Raw genomic sequence first — 17,097 nt, 5'->3', positions numbered from 1 at the left:
TAGTTATGATCACTACCGCTGGGTGGGTATGAACCTGCTGGCTGGGGCATGTCATTGCTGTACTCGGCTGTACTGATCTACAACTCCCATAGTCCGAACCCCCCTCGTCCCTGGGACCTTTGGAGGTGAGCCGCCGTGGCACTCTCGATTTCGGCGGTGGTGCTGCTGGCGATCATCGTCTTCTTGTTGATCAAGAAGTCGGGTCTGAAGGGCGGTCATGCCGTGGTGTGCATGCTGCTCGGTTTCTATCTCGCCTCCTCCACCGTCGCGCCGACGATCAGCGACCTGACGACCAACGTCGCCAGCATGATCGGCAGTATCAAGTTCTGACGGGCGCGACCGCGTCTCCGGCGCCCGCAGGCGGCCGGAGACGCCCTTCGCCCTGTCCTGTTCCGCTGCTTCCCCGTCTCCTTCTCCGTAAGCTTGTCGAACCTGGGACGAGCGATGGCTGAGGCGGGGGCGCGTGGACGGGCAGAACATGGACGACCGGCTTCGGCAGCTGGCGAAGGCATCACCCAACTTCGGCCGTCTGTACAGCTATCAGCCGCTGCTGGCCATCTACGGTTCGCAGGCGGAGCTGACCGTCTTCACCAACCCGAACGCCGCCTACGTGAGCGCCGGCCAGTTCGGCGAGGTGCTGGCCGAGGAGTTCGTCACCCGCACCGGCACACGCGTCCAGGGCACGACCCAGTTCGACCGCCTCAACGCGCTCACGCGGGCGGGCGTGCTCGTCGGCTGGAGCCGTGAGGCGTTCGACAAGCTTCGCCGGGGACGCAACCATGCCGCGCACAACCACCTCTTCGACACGACGAAGGCGCTCGAAGCGCTTGAGTTGTGCTGGCAGTTGGGCGACCACTTCGACCGCGTGTTCGGTGGCAAGCGGACGGTGTCCGCGTTCGTCCCGCCGACGCTCGTGGCGGACGCGCAGCCGGTCGATCCGGAGGAGATCGCGGAACTCCAGGAGGCGCTGGACGGGCACCGGCGCGCCCTGGCGGAGTCCCGCGTCAAGCTGTCCGAGACCAGCGACCGCCTTGAGGCCGAGCGCCGGGCCCGCGCCGAGGCGGAGGAGCTGATCGCCAGCGCGCAGCGGGCGAAGTCGGCCTACGCCGCCCAGATCGAGGACCTGAGGGCCCAGGTCGCCGAGCTGCGCACAGCGCACCAGCAGCGGTACGACCGTGAGCGCGTCCAGCCCCGCAGGATCGCCTCCGCGGCCCGCGAGGCGATCGTCGAGCGCGCGCAGAGCCCCGCGCCGCTCAACGAGGTGCAGGCACGCAAGAAGATCGACGCGATGCTGAGGAAGTCGGGCTGGCTGATCCAGAGCAAGGCGGAAGCGAACCCCCTCGCGGGCAAGGGCGTCGCCATCGAGGAGTTCACGCTCGCCACCGGGCGTGCCGACTACGTCCTCTACGTCGACGGAAAGATCGTCGGAGTCATCGAGGCGAAGCGCGAAGGCACCGCGCTCTCCGGCGCCCTCGCCCAGAACGAGCGATACGCGGCCGGCGTCCTCAAGGAACACGCGATGGCGGTATGGCGCCGCGACGAGCCCTTCGCGTTCCGCTACGCCAGCACCGGCGCCGAAACGTACTTCCTCAACCGCGTCGACCCCCACGCCCGCTCCCGAGAGGTCTTCACCTTCCACCGCCCCGAGACCATCGCCGCCTGGATGAAGCGCGCCGACGAGGAACCGGACGTCCCCACCTTCCGCGCGGCACTCCGCACGAGCATGCCGCTCCTGGAGACCCACGGCCTGCGCATGGCCCAGGTGGACGCCATCACGGGCCTGGAAGGCTCCCTGGCGACCGACCGGCCCCGCGCCCTCATCCAGATGGCCACGGGCGCCGGAAAGACCTTCACAGCCGTCACAGAGACCTACCGCCTCCTCCGTCACGCGGGCGCCCGCCGGGTCCTCTTCCTCGTCGACCGCAACAACCTCGGCCGCCAGGCCCACGCCGAGTTCGACAAGTACCGCACACCCGACGAGAACCGTAAGCTCACCGACCTCTACAACGTCGACATGCTGGGCCGCAGCGGGCTCCAGGACACGTCGGCGGTGGTGATCTCCACGATCCAGCGGATGTACGCCCTCCTCAAGGGCGAGGAACTCCAGGATGGCCAGGACGGCCAGGACGGGGACGAACCGGAGCCGAAGGAGACGCCTGAGGAGGCGTCCGCGGAGGCAGCCGCGCAGGAAGGTGAGACCCGTCCGAACGCCTCGAACCTGGACGAGACCTACACGGCGGACGAGCCGATCACGGTCGAGTACAACGCGGACGTCCCGATCGAGTCGTTCGACGTGATCGTGATCGACGAGTGCCACCGCTCCATCTACGGCCTCTGGCGCGGCGTCCTGGACTACTTCGACGCCCACCTGGTCGGCCTGACGGCGACACCCACCCGCCAGACCCAGGGCTTCTTCGACCACAACATGGTGGCCCAGTACACGTACGAGCAGGCCGTCGCCGACGGCGTCAACGTCGACTTCGACATCGTGCGCCTCAACACCACGATCCGCGAGGACGGCGGCGCGAAGATCGAGAAGGGTACGACCGTCCGCATCCGCGACCGCCAGACACGCGCCCAGCGCTACGAGCAGCTGGACGAGGACTTCGAGTACACCGTCGCGCAGCTCGGCCGCTCGGTGATCAACCCCGACGAGATCCGTGCGGTCCTGTCGACGTACCGCAACAACTGGAAGCGCTGGTTCCCGGGTCGCGCGGAGCTGCCGAAGACTCTTGTCTTCGCGGCGAGCGACGACCACGCCGAGGAAGTGCTGAAACAGGTCAAGGAAGTCTTCGGCAGGGGCGACGAGTTCGCGAAGAAGATCACCTACCGCTCACGCCAGAACGGCGACGACCCCGACGAACTGATCAACGATCTGCGCAACTCACACAGGCTGAGGGTGGCGGTCACGGTCGACATGATCGCCACGGGTACGGACGTGAAGGCACTGGAGTGCGTGATCTTCCTGCGGTCGATCAAGAGCCCGGTCCTCTTCGAGCAGATGAAGGGACGCGGCGCCCGTTCCATCGACGCGGACGAACTGAAGGCGGTCACTCCGGAAGCGGCGCCCGACCTGGCGAAGGACCACTTCGTCATGATCGATGCGGTGGGGGTGACCGACTCGCCTCTGGTGGACGCCCGCCCGCTGATCCCGGCGGGGGAGAAGGGCATCTCGCTGGCGAAGCTGATGGACAAGGCCGGCACGCAGTCACTCACGGCGGACGAGGCGGAGACGCTGGCACGTCGGCTGGCCCGTATCGACCGGCAACTGGACACGGAGGACCGAAAGCTGCTGTCCCAGACGTCCGGCGGCATGAGCCTGGCGGGCATCGCCCGCCGGATCACGGACGCGGTGGACGTCGACACCCAGGACCAGGCACGGCACGACGGCGGCCCCGAACTGGCGAAGAAGCTGGTCCAGGACGCGGTGGCACCGCTGACCACACGCCCCGAGCTGCGAAAGCTGATCCTGGAGATCAGACACCAGCAGGACCTGACGTACGACGAGACGACCGAGGTCCGCGTCACCGACATACGCGAGATACCGCGCACGGAACGGGCGACGAAGGAACTGGCCGAGTGGAACTCGCTCCTCACGAAGGAGCAGCGCGACAAGAACGTGGCGATCCGCGTGGCGCTGGGCAGCGGGGCCCGCGTCAGCCCGCGCGAGGCACGCGACGCGCTGAAGGAGCTGGCGGGCCGCATCCGCGCGACGAACCGGGCATGGACGACGGGCGTCCTGTGGGACCACTACGAGCAACTGGGCCGGGCCGCGTCCAGCCCTGGCAAGGAGGCGGGCCTCGGCGACCTGGTCCGGCTCATCCGCTTCGAGCTCGGCGCCGACGACGAGCTGCGTCCGTACCGTACGGTGGTCGAGGAGCGCTTCGAGGGCTGGCTGCTTCGGCAGGAGCAGGCGGGCGTGGAGTTCACCGACGACCAGCTGTGGTGGCTGGAGCGGATAAAGGACGCCATTGCCGTCGACGTCGGCATCGAGCCGGGAGACTTCGGAGTCGCACCGTTCACCGAGCGGGGCGGCGGACGGGGCTTCATGCAGGCGTTCGGGGACAAGGACGCGGCGCTGGAATTGCTGGATGAGCTGAATCGGGAACTGGGTTGAGCGTGGGTGTGGATGGGGAGAGGGAGCTTCCGGCGGGGTGGGTTTGGGTGGCGCTGGGGGACTTGCTGCACCGGATCGAAGCCGGTAAGTCGTTCACTTGCGAACCTCGGCCTGCTGGGCCTGAAGAGTGGGGCATCGTCAAAGTGAGCGCCATGACGTGGGGCGAATTTGACGCTAATGAGAACAAGGCGGTTCCCGAGGGCCGAAAATTCGATCTCGCTCACGAGATTCATCAGGGCGACGTTCTATTGAGCAGGGCGAACACGAAGGCCTACGTTGGTGCTCCCGTGCTAGTGGGAGCATGTCGGCCACGGCTTCTCCTCTCGGACAAGAGCCTGCGGCTTATTCCGCGAGACTTCGTCAGCAAGCGTTGGCTGGTCCACTTCCTGCGCTCTCCGCAGGCCCGAGTGCATGTCGAAGGCAATGCGAGCGGTACGAAGGACGCGATGCGTAACCTTTCTCAAGAGGCACTGCGGAGGATGCCGGTGCCGCTGCCGCCGCTCGCGGAGCAGTATCGTACCGTCGAGGCTCTCGAAGAACAGTTGTCGAGGCTCGACGCAGCTGTCGATAATTTGATCACTGGACAGCGGCGTGCGCGCGGGCTCGGATCGGCGACACTGGCCGCTATCTTGAAAAAGGTCGGAAATGTTCCGACGAAGCGTCTTGGTAATCTTCTAGGCGAGCCGTTGCGTAACGGGCACTCTGCCAAGGCGACCACAGATCTGACCGGTATCCGAACGCTCAACCTGACGGCTGTCACGCAGGGCAACTTCAGTGATGACAACACCAAGCTGACAGTCGCTGATCCCTATCGAGTGCGGGACCTTTGGCTCACTAAGGGAGACATCCTCGTCCAACGCTCAAACACCCCCGAACTCGTCGGTACGACCGCGATGTATGAGGGGTCGGATGGCTGGGCGATTTTCCCGGACCTGTTGATTCGGGTCCGGGTGAACGACGAGGTGCTCCCCGAATTTGTGACGCTGGTATTGCAGAGCCGTCGGGGTCGTGAGTATTTCAAGTCGCGCGCCAAGGGTCTTGCTGGATCAATGCCGAAGATTGACCAGGCCGCGATTGAGGATTTCACGGTTCCTGTACCGGAAGTCGATGTGCAGGAGCGTATCGTCGCTGAGCTGCGTGACGAGCTGGATCGGGTTTCCCGAGTCTCCTTCGAACTCGACCGTGCTCGAAAGAGGGCGACTGGCCTGCGTAACGCTCTCCTACACAAGGCTTTCACCGGTGAACTCGTACCGCAGAACCCGAACGACGAGCCTGCTCAGGTCGCACTGACTCGCATCGCGGCCGAGCGGTCCGCACAACTGAAAGCGAAGCGCCCCCGCAAGGTCACCGCCAAGAAGCCTGCCATCCCCAGAGCTGCCTCTCCCTCCGATCCCGCTCCCGAACCGACCGCCGCCCCCGCCCTAGCCGTACAGCAGGAGTTCGAACTGTGACCGCCGCCTCCGCAGACGCGCAGCAGCCCGCGAACGAGTCGGCCGAGAAGACCGCCAAGGCCGTCGCGCAGACGAACACGCTCGTTGCCAAACTCTGGAACTACTGCAACGTCCTCCGCGACAACGGCATGTCCACCATCGAGTACGTTGAGCAGCTCTCCTACCTGCTCTTCCTCAAGATGGTCGACGAGATCGAGAACGACCCGTGGGACGGGCAGGACCTCAGCGCGATCGTGCCCGCTGACTACAACTGGAAGTCGCTCGTCGGTAAGCGAGGCGCCCCTCTGGAGTCGCACTACCGCGACATCCTCGAACACCTTGGCCAGCACCCCAACACCACCATCGGCACCATTTTCGCCGACGCCCAGAACCGGATCACCAAACCGGCTCTTTTGGAGAAGCTGGTCGTCGAACTAATCGGTCGCCAAGACTGGAACATGACCGGCACCGACCTCAAGGGCGACGCCTACGAGGGACTGCTCAACAAGGGTGCCTCCGACACCAAGACCGGCGCCGGTCAGTACTTCACCCCCCGCGCTCTCATCGACGCCATGGTCGACGTCACCCGGCCCAGCCCTGATGACACCATCACCGACCCGGCCTGCGGTACCGGCGGCTTCCTCATCGCCGCTCACGCGTACATCCGCGACCACCACATGAAGAAGATGTCGCTGGAGGAGCGCAAGGCCTACGACGAGGGTCGCAAGATCTGGGGCAACGAACTCGTCACCGGCACCGCCCGTCTCGCCGCCATGAACATGCTTCTCCACGGCATCGGCAAGAGCGACGGACCGAGCCTCATCCACGTCGGTGACGCCCTCGCCGACAAGCCCAGCGGTAAGCACGCCACGCTCGTTCTCGCGAACCCGCCCTTCGGCCGTAAGTCGGCGATCACGGTCATCGGTCAGGACGGCGAGGTCGAGAAGGAGGACATCCAGTACGACCGCGACGACTTCACCGCCACGACCACCAACAAGCAGCTGAACTTCCTGCAACACATCATGTCGCTCACGGCAGTTGGCGGCCGGGCCGCGGTTGTCCTTCCCGACAACGTGCTCTTCGAGGGCGGCGCCGGCGAGAAGGTGCGGCGCAAGCTGCTGGACGAGTTCGACCTCCACACCGTCCTGCGACTGCCCACCGGCATCTTCTACGCCGGTGGCGTCAAGGCCAACGTCCTCTTCTTCGACAAGAAGCCCCCACGCGCGGACGGCAAGCCCCACACCACCGAGACCTGGGTCTACGACTTCCGGACCGGCCAGCACTTCACCCTCAAGCAGCGTCCGCTGACCCGAGCCCACCTCGACGACTTCGTGACGGCCTACCGGCCCGGAGAGCCCCGCTCTTCCCGCATCGAGTCCGAGGACGACAACGGGCCCTTCAAGAAGTTCAGTTACGACGACCTGATCGCCCGCGACAAGGTCAACCTCGACATCACCTGGATGAAGGACCCCGCCCTCGACGACGCCGACAGCGGCCTGCCGCCCGAGGTCATCGCCGAGGAGATCGTCCGCGACCTCCAGGCCGCCCTGAACGAGTTCACCGCCATCGCCCGCTCACTGGGTGGCGAGGTCGACGTACCTGAGGCCGAGGTCGAGTAACGGCCGTCAGTTACCGGACGCGTACGGTACGAAGTCGGCCCAGGCCTTGAGCGAGAGCGCGAGGCGGGGGCTGACTTCGGCGTGCTTGGAGTCGCGGACGTGGATGGTGGTGGGGGCGGCGGCAATCTCCACGCAGGAGTCGCCCTCGGTGCCGTCGCTATAGCTGCTCTTGAACCACGACAGCTCGTGAGCATCCCCAACCGACGTCTTGCGGATCATGTTTCTCCCAGCACCTGCTCGATGAAGGCAACCGACTCCCCTGGAGTGAGAGCCTGGGCCCGAATGGTCCCATACCGCAGTTCGAGGATGCGAAGTTCCTTCGGGTCCGAAGTCGGACGGCCGTTGAAAGCACCGTCGGACCGTCCCACTGCCGTGCCATCTGCGAACTTCAGCAGCTCGATCTTGCCATCGACGCCAGGATGAGCCACGGTGTCTGTGAGCATCACCTGGAACGTCACGTTGCGCAACTGCGCCACTTCCAGAAGGTGTTCCAGCTGTCGGCGCCGGACCATTGTGCCTCCGACTCGGCGGCGTAGGGATGCCTCCTCCTGGACAAAACTGAGTGCTACGGCCGGTGACTTCTCGAAGATCGCCTTGCGAGCCATCCTGGCCGTCACCAGACGTTCAACCTCCTCCTGCGAGTACGGCGGCTGGCGTGCCTCGAAGAGGGCACAAGCATGTTCCTCTGTCTGCAGAAGCCCGTGGACACTGAGACCTACGTAGACCCCGATCTCAACCGCCTGCCCCTCCAACTTCGCCAGATCCCGAACCTTCTTCGGATACCGGACCTTCTCCACGTCCTCCTTCATCGCGACGATCAACCCGTCGGCCCTCAACACCTGCTCGGCCTTGTCCAGGAACTCCGGCCTGGGAATTCGCTTCCCCGACTCGATTTTGTAGATCAGGTCCTCGCCGTACCCGACCGCCTTGGCGAAGTCGGGGACTCGCATCCCCCTTGCCTCCCGCCGCAGCCGCAACTGCCGCCCCACCGTTGCGATGACCGCGAGTCCCCACTCGTCGTCCGGGTCCACCTCCCACCCCGGTTCGTCGGCCTCGCTCACGACCTCGACGTCCGTCGCCATCCCGCACCCTCCGTCGTACGAACTTGCAACGACGCCTTACCCGTACGGTTCCGGGCGACAGCGTGGACACCACTGGACAGCCGCTGGACAGTGACCCTACGCAACAGCGTCGTCACTGTTCACGGTAGGCGAGTGTCGCCACGCTGAGTGACGTGATTCGAGAAACCGCCCCCACCGAGGCCCGCCCCGCCACCCCGGTCCGCAACTTCAGCGTGCTGCTGTCACCCACACCCCGCGGCGCGCGTCTTGCCAGGCTGCTCGCCACCGAACAACTTCGCTCCTGGGGTCTTCCCTTGGATCCGGCTGCGCACCTCGTGGGTGAACTGGCGGCCAACGCCGCGCACCACGGCCGCGTACCGGGACGAGACTTCCGGCTCGCCCTCTACGTCGTCGGCGACACCCTCCGTATCGAGGTCACCGACACGTGCGGTGACCGGCTTCCCCACGTCCGACATCCAGATCCCGACACCGAATCCGGCCGAGGCCTCCTCCTGGTCGACGCACTCGCCAGCCGCTGGGGCGTTGCTCATGGCCCCTACCCGCGCAAGACCGTCTGGTCCGAAGTGACGGTCTCACCGTGACTCCGAGGCGCGCCTGAGCCGCCCCACATGGCTGAAACCCTCACACCCCGTTGAACGCTTCTGCCGGGCCCCGGAAGATGGTCATGGACGAGTCCGGGGCGACGGGGGTGGGCGGTACTCGATGAGGAACCGTATGCAGGTCGTGCTCCAGATCCTGCTGGCGCTGGTCGCCTGTCTGCTCGGGATCGCCACCAACTACGCGACCAGCACCGACCGGGCTCCCTGGGTGCTTGAGGTGATTCGCCGTTTCTCCGTTCCGGCCATCGCCGTGCTGATCGTGGCCCTCGTGGCCGGGCAGGTCGTCGCCCACCGGCTGGAGAACCCGCTACCGCCCCGGATCGAGTGGCCGCGGGATCGCGTGCCGTACCCGGGTCTCGATGCCTTCGGTGAGGACGAGGCCGCTGTGTATTTCGGCCGGGAGGCGCAGGCAGTCGAGCTGACCCGCAGACTGCACGCGAGCGCCCCCCGACCGGCAGACCGGTTCCTCGTGCTGGTCGGGGCTTCCGGGAGCGGTAAGTCCTCGCTGGTCAGGGCCGGGGTGATGCCGCGGCTCCGGGAACGTCGCTGGACCGTCGTACCGGCCTTCGCTCCCGGCGCCAGTCCGATGGGCGCGTTAGCGGGTGCGCTGGTGGCCGCCGGCGGAGGACAGGAGCCCGCGAGCGCTCTACTGCGCAGGCTGCGCCAGGGGCCGGGCGCGCTGCGAGCCGAGTTGTCGAAGCTGCGGGGTGGCCGGTTCCGACGACTACTCCTCGTCGTTGACCAGTTCGAGGAGATCGTCACCCTCGCGGGGGAGCGGGAACGCGCCCAGTTTCTGGATGCGTTGCGTACCTGCGTGGAACAGGAACCGGCGGTCCGCGTACTGGCCACACTCCGGGTAGACCTGTTCGGCAGGCTGCTCTCCACTGGTCATGCGGACCTTCTCCAACATCCTGTGGCCCTCGGCACATTGGGCAGGGAGCAACTCGTCGAAGTCGTAGAGCGTCCGGGCGCCGTTGTCGGCCTCCGTTTCGAGCCCGGGGTCGTGGATTCGGTCGTGAGCGAGACCGGCGCGGACGACGCCTTGCCGCTACTCGCCTATCTCCTCCAGGAGCTGTACTTCGCCTCCGGTCCCGGCGGCACGGTGACTGAGGAGCTGTACCGGCGGCTTGGTGGTGTCCCCGGTGCGCTGGCGCGCCAGGCCGACAACACCGTGACCGCGCTTGGGGCGGGCGTGGGAATCGATTCCGTCCTTCGTGTGCTGCTCCGGTTCGTCACCGTCGAGGGCCAGGAGGTGGCCCGGCGTCGGGTGCCGCTGTCCGAACTCGACGAGCGGGGCCGCCAGGTCGTCGACGCTTTCGTCGAGGCGCGGTTGCTGCGTACCGATGTCACGGGAGGCGGACTGGCGGCGGACGGCGGTGAGCCCTGTGCGCAGGTGACGCATGAGGCACTCTTCCGTCAGTGGGCCCCGCTGCGGCAGGAGGTCGAGGCGCGCGCGGAGCGGCTTCGCGAGCGTGCCGAACTGGAGCGGTGGGCCGTCGACTGGGAGCGGGCCGGACGCAGCGACGACTATCTCCTCACCGGAGAACGTCTTACCGCGGCCCGGCGCTGGCTGGAAGCGCTGGAGGAGACGGGCCAGGCGTCGGAGCCCGCTCGCGCACTCGTCGAATCGTCGCAGCGCCGTGACCTGACCTTCTTGAGGCAGGTCTCGGACAGCATCGGTCGGCAGGTTGTCGGGAGTGCGGAAAGCGAGCCCGAACTTTCCCTTCTGCTTTCGCTTGCCGCGCTGGGCGAGTGCGCCCCCACGGCCTCGGCTCGCCGCGGGCTGATGGCCGCACTGGCAGCGAGTCACCTCCGTTCACGACTCGACGGGCACACGGACTCGGTGCGACACATCGCATGGTCCCCGGACGGGCGCATGCTGGCCACGGCGTCCAGGGACGGTACGAGCCGGGTGTACGACGCGCGGTCCGGACGCCCGCTGCTGGTGTTGCCGTGCGATGGCGTCATGGTCGAGTCCGTCGCCTGGTCACCGGACTCGGCCAGGCTTGCGACCACCGGTCGTGACCGTGTCGTACGGATCTGGGACGCGGCCTCGGGGGAGACGGTCCACCTGCTGAGCGGCGCGGAAGACATCAACAGACAGGTGGCTTGGTCCCCGGACGGCCGGTACATCGCGGCAAGCTCAAAGGACCGGACCGTGCGGGTGTGGGAGGCCGGTACCGGATCGCTCCTGCACGAACTGCGCGGCCACACCGAGGACGTGTGGGGCGTGGCCTGGGCGCCGGACGGCGATCGCCTCGCCTCCGCGTCCCACGATCAGACCGCGATCGTGTGGGATCTGACGACGGGGACGGCGGCCACCACGCTCGCCGGGCACTCCGACTTCGTCGAGGGCATCGCCTGGTCGCCTGACGGCCGGCGGATCGCCACCGGGTCGGGTGACCGCACCGCCCGTATCTGGGACTCCAGGACCGGAGACCTGCGTCTGTTGCTGAGAGGGCACACGGACTACGTGTGGAACCTGTCCTGGTCGCCGGACGGGCGGATGCTGGCCAGTGCCTCGTCCGACCGCACCGTCCGGATCGTCGACGCTGTGAACGCCGAGGTTCTGACTGTGCTGCGCGGCCACGCGGACACCGTGTGGGGCGTTGCTTGGTCACCTTGCGGGACGATGCTCGCCAGCAGCTCCACCGACGGCACCGGAAGAGTATGGGATCTGCGTCCCCGGGGTGCCGAGGTCGTCATGGCAGACGGGCACCGGGGCCCGGTGAACCAGGCCGCTTGGTCCGGCGACGGCAGCCGTTTCGCCACGGCCTCGGACGACGGCACCGTGCGAGTGTGGGACGCGGCCACCGGCGTGCCCGCCGGACCGGTGACCGAGTTGGGGGACCGGGCCTGGACCGTGGCTTGGGCTCCGCAGGGAGAACGGCTCGCATGTGGCACGAACGACGGTCTGTTCCGCGTGGTCGACGGGCGCGGAGACACACTGTTCGAAAAACAGGGAGAGGTATTGGAGGGGTGTGCTTGGGCGCCGAACGGCGGGCGGATCGCTACCGGCGGCCATGACGGCGCCGTGACTGTTCTGTCCGCGCCGGACGGGACCGAGCTGATCAAACTCGCGGGACATCAGGACTGGGTGGGGCGCGTGGCCTGGTCGCCGAGCGGACGGCTGCTCGCCAGTTGCTCGGACGACCGTACGTGCCGACTCTGGGACATCGTGGAGGCACAGCAGCTCACCGTGCTGCGCGGACACGACAACTACGTGGAGGACGCGTCCTGGTCGCCGGACGAGACGCGGATCGTCACCGCTTCCGGTGACTGGACGGCTGCCGTATGGGACGTCGCCACGGGGCGGCGCATCGAGGTGCTGAAGGGGCATGAGGGGCGGCTGCGCGCCGTCGCCTGGTCACCTGATGGCCGGCGCATCGCCACGGGCGGTGACGACCGGACCGTACGGGTCTGGTCCGCCGCCACCTTCGAGGAGGTCGCCGTCGTCGCTGTGCACCAGGACAAGGTGAACTCCGTGGCATGGTCCCCGGACAGCGCACGGCTGCTCACGGGATCGGCCGACGGGACGGCTCGCGTGTGGCAGGCCGAGCCGGACTACGACCGGTTGGAGGCGACCGCCCGGGGAAGGGTCTTCCGCACCCTGACGCGCCAGGAACGGCGGCAGCACCTGTTGCCGCTCGACCCCGCGTGACCGGATGATCAGCGGACGGACTCAACCGTGCGTTCCTCCGTGGTAACGAGGTAGTCGTCCGGGTTCAGTCCCATGGCCGATCGCTCGGGCGACGACCAGTACAGCGCGTTGCGCTCGGCGAAGGTCTCCGGGCCGTCGTACGAGATCAGCCAGATGAACTGGTTGTGCTCCCGGTCCGTCCAGGCATGCCCGATCGCGAACCCCAGTTTCAGTCGCAACGGAACGATCTCCTCCCGCCACCGCTCCACCCACTCGTCGAGCAGGCCGTCTCGGACGGTGTACGTGCGTAACTGTGTCGTCTTCGGCATGGCAGACATCCTCTCCGAGCCCGCGGTTGAAGAGGGCCGGATTGCTTCAGCTCGCCGGAACTCGATAGCCCATGCTCCGGTAGCAGGGGCGCCTTCTTTTCCAAGGACCATGACGGCGGGAAAAGCACCCCTCCAAGCCCCACCCCTCCCGCCCGCCGCGCACGTTCACCCGCTCTCACCCGCGCGGGTGAACATCGTGAACTCCGCTGGATTCGTGGCCCCTTGCCTGCCCTACGCTCAGCCCAACACAACCGCAGACATGCGACGGCCCCCGCCGGGACGGCAATCCCAGTGCGAGGGCCTGACCACCGAGGAAGTAGGAGCTTCCCGATGGATACGCAGCACCCTAGCGCGCCTCCGCGCGCCCAGTCCCGGCTTGCCGCCGACAACCACCCGAATCGACGGCTCCACACCGGTGGCGGGCTCATTCACGAGAACACCCGCCACACTGAGCGCTTCGTGGTGATCGGCAACCACCTCACCCAGCACCCGGAACTGTCCCTCCTCGCGATCGGCCTCGGCTGCCACATCCAGTCCCTGCCCAGGGGCGCCCGCGTCGACATCAAGTCCCTCACCGCCCGCTTCCAGGAGGGCGCCACCCGCATCGCCGCCGGCCTGCGCGAGCTGGAGACCCACGGGTACCTGCGCCGCGAACGCGAACGTGTCTCCAGCGGCCGTATCGTCACCCGCACCATCTCCTGCAACCAGCCGGGAAGCCGTCGGCCGACCGCCGGCCACGCTCCCGCACGATCGGCGCGCCCAGGACACGGAACCGCCCCGGTACCGGCGACTGCCCCGGTATCGGCGGCCGAATTCGCACCGGCGATCGCCCCGGTACCGGGAGCCGAGCCGGTAGCCGCCCCCGCGAAACGGCAGGCAGCCCGGAAGAAGTCACTCCCCGAGGTCCCACAGCCCGCATGCCCCGCCCCGCTCCTCCTCCGGCAGGCCGCGGACCTCCTCGCCGCCCTTCACCGCCACGACCCCCGCCTCCTGCTCTCGACCTGCGACACCGCTCACCTCGCTCCCGGAGTCGCGGCCTGGCTGGAGCGCGAAGTGAGCCCTGCGGCTGTACGGCATGCGCTGACCGCTCACCTGCCGGACGCGCCCCTGTGCCGTCCGGCGGCTCTTCTGGCGCACCGGCTCGCTGCCCAGCTGCCCCCGCCACCGCCGTTCCGGGCGCAGGCGTCACCGTCATCGGCCGCCCGTCATCCCCTCCGGAACTGCGACGGCTGTGACCGCGCCTTCCGCTCTCCCGCCCCAGGACGTTGCCATGACTGCCGTACTCCCGTTGCCGCCTGAATCCGTTGGGTCCCGTGTGCCCGGTTCGCTGTCCCCGGCCCGGATACTCTGGTCCGGGCACCCTCTGGAGGACGTCATGAGCACTCAGGCCGAGCACGGAAACGAGTTGATTCCCCGTCCCGGGCTGACGCCGGATGCTCTCCGCGCGGCCCTCGCTGTCGTCGCTCCGGAGCGTCTTGACGAGATGCAGGCCAGGAAGGACGAGGCCTTCGCCAAAGCTGTCGAATGGCGGTCTCTGAGTCCGGTGCAGAGCTGGGTTCTGATCTGGGCCAGGGACATCGAGATCGCCCGTCGGCCGGACCTGTCCGCCCGTTACGCCTGGGCGCAGGACCACCTGGAACACGAGGATCCGGCCCTCGCGTGGGAAGCGCTTCGCGAGTTGAGTGCGGTACTCGACAAGGCGATGAAGGCAGTTCAGGAGTGAGTTGGAAGTGGGAGTACGCCTTCGGCGCCGAAGAAGCTGCCCGTACTGCTCCCGCAGACTTCCTCGCCGCCGTGGCACGCAAGGCCGATGAACTGGTCAGGGCGGCAGAAACTCGCCACGTCCATGGCCGGGCCCACGAGGGGGTCGACCCGAAGGGTGGCAATGTGGACGTCGCTGGGGGCATGTTCACCTACCAGGTCGTCGTACGCAGCGAACGCGTCTATGTCGTCCAGATCACTTGGCTGGGCTACTGACGTACGAGGAAGGCCAGAGGGGCGCGATCCGGAAACGGAGCGGCCGGAACCGGTCACCTTGTGCGGGGCTGGTTGGGTTCGGCTTGACTCGACCCGGCCGGGCTTGGGAAACGTGATCCCTGAGATCGTGACGGAGAGTTCGACGGGGGTTACCCATGGCCGTTCCCAGACCGCAGACGCGTCAGTTCGAGGCGTTCATGACGAACCTGTCGTACGCCCGGCGCATGGTCGAAGCGGGCCGCATGCTGACGCCGTTCAACTCGCCGACGATCGACATCGACGACTTCTACCGCGCGGCCTGGGTGCAGGCGGTCGCCGCTATCGACCACTGGCTGCACGAGGAGGTGCTGCGCCGGGTCGCCGAGCTGGCGGCCAAGGACAGCCCCGACATGCCCTACCAGCTCCGTGTCTATGAATTGCCGCTGCACACCGTGGAGGCGGTTCAGAAGGGTGACGTCACCCTGTCCGACGCCGTGGTCGAGCATCTGCGGGACAAGCTCGCGGCCCAGTCCCTCCAGCACCCCGGAAAGATCTCCGAGGTCCTCAAGCTCGTCACGGACAGGAAGGTCTGGTATCTGTCCGCCGGATGGATCAACAAGACGTTCTTCCAGGGGCGCACCTCCCTGAACGAGAAGACGCTTCGCAGTCGCTATCTGGAGATCACGCAGCGGCGCAACAAGATCGCGCACGATGCCGACCTGATCGACGGGGATCTCAAGCAGCGCCGCCCCATCGACGAGGCGTCCGTGAACGACGCCATCGACTGGATCGAGCGCATCGCGCTTGCCATCGCTCATGTGCTCGACGAGGAAGGGTGACGCCCCTGCGGGGAGGTGGCACGGCTGTCGGTGCCGTTTCGTAGGGTGTGGGTATGACGGAACTGCCCGCCCGACGGATGCTGCTCGTGCACGCGCACCCGGACGACGAGTCGATCAACAACGGCGCCACCATGGCCCGCTACGCGGCCCAGGGCGTCCATGTGACGCTGGTCACCTGCACCCTCGGCGAGGGCGGCGAGGTCATCCCGCCCGCGCTGCGGCATCTCACCGGCCCCGCCCTGGGCGAGTACCGGCTGGGCGAGCTCACCGCCGCCATGCGCGAGCTCGGCGTGGCCGACTTCCGGCTGCTCGGCGGCCCCGGCCGCTACCGCGACTCCGGGATGATGGGCCTGCCCGAGAACGACGCGCCCGACTGCTTCTGGCGGGCCGACGTCGACGAGGCCGCCGGGCACCTGGCCGAGGTCGTCCTGGAGACCCGCCCCCAGGTCCTCGTCACCTACGACGACAACGGCGGGTACGGCCACCCGGACCACATCCAGGCCCACCGCGTCGCCATGAGAGCGGTCGAACTGGCCGCCGAGGCCGGCCACCGCATCCCCAAGGTCTACTGGAACCGCGTCCCGCGCACGGTCGCCGAGGCCGCCTTCGCCCGGCTGCGGGACGACCTGTCCGGGCTGCCCTTCGCCGAGTCCGCCGCCGTCGACGACGTGCCGGGCGTGGTCGACGACCGCCGGGTCACCGCCGAGATCGACGGCGCCGCGTACGCCGGTGCGAAGACCGCCGCGATGGCCGCCCACGCCACCCAGATCGAGGTGGCACCGCACGGCGCCCGCTACTTCGCGCTCTCCAACGAGCTGGCGCAGCCCGTGTTCACCACGGAGTACTACGAGTTGCCCGGCGGCGAGCCGGGCGCGGCCCGCGAGACCGATCTCTTCGCGGGCCTCGGGGAGGCGTCATGAGTTCCGGTGGACGTGGGTCGATGCTCGCGCAACCGCTGCAAGCACCCTCGGCCGGACGGGCCGTGGCTCTCCTCGGGCTGGTCGTGCTCGGAGCCGTGGTCGGCGCCGCCGGGGCCCTGGTGCAGGCCGGCTGGTTCCCGGGCGGGCTGCTGCTCGCCCTGGCCGGTGCCGCCGGGCTCTTCCTCGGCGGGGCCCGGGCCATGACGAGCCGCTCCGGGGCCCTCGCGCCCGCGTTCGGCTGGGTCGTCGCCGTCATCTTCCTCACCGCCAGCAGGCCGGAAGGAGACTTCCTGTTCGGCGCGGGAACCGGCTCGTACCTCTTCCTGCTCGGCGGCATGGCGCTGGCTGTGATCTGCGCCACAATGGGTTTGGGGCGGCAACCTGACGCGGACGGTGCCCGACTTGGCAAGTGACGTACTACTTCGCCATGGGGCGCCCGTGCGAGTCCGGTGTGGGTTTCCCCGGCGGTCGTGGGATAAGCGTCAGAAGTGGCCAGTATGGTGGTGCGCGCCGCCGAGCCGCCCCAGCAAGGTCGTCACCGGCGGTGGAGCCAACCGGGAGAACCT

15 protein-coding genes are annotated in these 17,097 nt (G+C 67.7%); 12 read left to right on the top strand and 3 right to left on the bottom strand.

Annotation, left to right across the window (positions count from 1 at the left end; all coding sequences use genetic code 11):
- Positions 1 to 135: 135 nt before the first annotated feature.
- The 4 genes from IEZ11_RS38740 to IEZ11_RS38725 all read left to right on the top strand — a co-directional run bounded on the left by IEZ11_RS38740 (position 136) and on the right by IEZ11_RS38725 (position 7,166).
- On the top strand, positions 136 to 330 hold the full coding sequence (locus IEZ11_RS38740) for a hypothetical protein (protein WP_046733847.1): 195 nt from the start codon (positions 136 to 138) through the stop codon (positions 328 to 330).
- Between the two features lie 133 nt (positions 331 to 463).
- Positions 464 to 4,117: a type I restriction endonuclease subunit R gene (locus IEZ11_RS38735; protein ID WP_229713623.1), complete on the top strand. Its 3,654-nt coding sequence runs from the start codon at positions 464 to 466 to the stop codon at positions 4,115 to 4,117.
- Positions 4,118 to 4,164: 47 nt separating this feature from the next.
- Entirely contained in the window at positions 4,165 to 5,568 is a 1,404-nt protein-coding gene (locus tag IEZ11_RS38730) for a restriction endonuclease subunit S (protein WP_189267706.1), read from the top strand.
- The gene (locus tag IEZ11_RS38725) at positions 5,565 to 7,166 is read left to right on the top strand and encodes a type I restriction-modification system subunit M (RefSeq protein WP_189267705.1); all 1,602 of its coding nucleotides are present in this window, start codon (positions 5,565 to 5,567) and stop codon (positions 7,164 to 7,166) included. Before IEZ11_RS38730 ends, IEZ11_RS38725 begins: the two co-directional genes overlap by 4 nt.
- A 6-nt stretch (positions 7,167 to 7,172) precedes the next feature.
- Here IEZ11_RS38725 and IEZ11_RS38720 read toward each other — a convergent pair whose 3' ends face one another.
- Positions 7,173 to 7,385: a DUF397 domain-containing protein gene (locus IEZ11_RS38720; protein ID WP_189267704.1), complete on the bottom strand. Its 213-nt coding sequence runs from the start codon at positions 7,383 to 7,385 to the stop codon at positions 7,173 to 7,175.
- Complete coding sequence (locus IEZ11_RS38715) at positions 7,382 to 8,248, bottom strand: helix-turn-helix domain-containing protein (protein WP_189267703.1); 867 nt, start codon at positions 8,246 to 8,248, stop codon at positions 7,382 to 7,384. The genes IEZ11_RS38720 and IEZ11_RS38715 overlap by 4 nt, the downstream gene beginning before the upstream one ends.
- A gap of 152 nt (positions 8,249 to 8,400) precedes the next feature.
- On the opposite strand from IEZ11_RS38715, the gene IEZ11_RS38710 reads away from it, so the two are divergent.
- Both IEZ11_RS38710 and IEZ11_RS38705 read left to right on the top strand, forming a co-directional pair.
- Entirely contained in the window at positions 8,401 to 8,829 is a 429-nt protein-coding gene (locus IEZ11_RS38710) for an ATP-binding protein (protein ID WP_189267702.1), read from the top strand.
- 133 nt (positions 8,830 to 8,962) lie between these two features.
- A complete protein-coding gene (locus tag IEZ11_RS38705) occupies positions 8,963 to 12,508 on the top strand; it encodes an nSTAND1 domain-containing NTPase (RefSeq protein WP_189267701.1) in 3,546 nt (1,181 codons plus the stop codon).
- Between the two features lie 8 nt (positions 12,509 to 12,516).
- Here the strand turns inward: IEZ11_RS38705 and IEZ11_RS38700 are convergent, their stop codons facing one another.
- Positions 12,517 to 12,816: an NIPSNAP family protein gene (locus IEZ11_RS38700; protein ID WP_189267700.1), complete on the bottom strand. Its 300-nt coding sequence runs from the start codon at positions 12,814 to 12,816 to the stop codon at positions 12,517 to 12,519.
- 330 nt (positions 12,817 to 13,146) lie between these two features.
- On the opposite strand from IEZ11_RS38700, the gene IEZ11_RS38695 reads away from it, so the two are divergent.
- From IEZ11_RS38695 to IEZ11_RS38670, 6 genes are all read left to right on the top strand, one after another.
- Entirely contained in the window at positions 13,147 to 14,115 is a 969-nt protein-coding gene (locus IEZ11_RS38695; protein ID WP_189267699.1) for a helix-turn-helix domain-containing protein, read from the top strand.
- 76 nt (positions 14,116 to 14,191) lie between these two features.
- On the top strand, positions 14,192 to 14,539 hold the full coding sequence (locus tag IEZ11_RS38690; protein ID WP_189267698.1) for a hypothetical protein: 348 nt from the start codon (positions 14,192 to 14,194) through the stop codon (positions 14,537 to 14,539).
- Complete coding sequence (locus IEZ11_RS38685) at positions 14,536 to 14,793, top strand: hypothetical protein (protein WP_189267697.1); 258 nt, start codon at positions 14,536 to 14,538, stop codon at positions 14,791 to 14,793. The genes IEZ11_RS38690 and IEZ11_RS38685 overlap by 4 nt, the downstream gene beginning before the upstream one ends.
- A gap of 155 nt (positions 14,794 to 14,948) precedes the next feature.
- Positions 14,949 to 15,611, top strand: coding sequence for a hypothetical protein (locus IEZ11_RS38680; protein WP_189267696.1), 663 nt, complete (start codon positions 14,949 to 14,951; stop codon positions 15,609 to 15,611).
- 53 nt (positions 15,612 to 15,664) lie between these two features.
- Positions 15,665 to 16,531 carry an N-acetyl-1-D-myo-inositol-2-amino-2-deoxy-alpha-D-glucopyranoside deacetylase gene (mshB, locus tag IEZ11_RS38675; protein ID WP_189267695.1) on the top strand — a complete coding sequence of 289 codons (867 nt, stop codon included), beginning with the start codon at positions 15,665 to 15,667 and terminating at the stop codon, positions 16,529 to 16,531.
- On the top strand, positions 16,528 to 16,944 hold the full coding sequence (locus tag IEZ11_RS38670; protein WP_189267694.1) for a DUF6113 family protein: 417 nt from the start codon (positions 16,528 to 16,530) through the stop codon (positions 16,942 to 16,944). The genes mshB and IEZ11_RS38670 overlap by 4 nt, the downstream gene beginning before the upstream one ends.
- Positions 16,945 to 17,097: the final 153 nt, after the last annotated feature.

Source organism: Streptomyces fuscichromogenes (assembly GCF_014645815.1).
Taxonomy (GTDB): domain Bacteria; phylum Actinomycetota; class Actinomycetes; order Streptomycetales; family Streptomycetaceae; genus Streptomyces; species Streptomyces fuscichromogenes.
The sequence above is the reverse complement of the archived record's forward strand: the minus strand, read 5'-3'. Positions and strand labels throughout refer to the sequence as shown.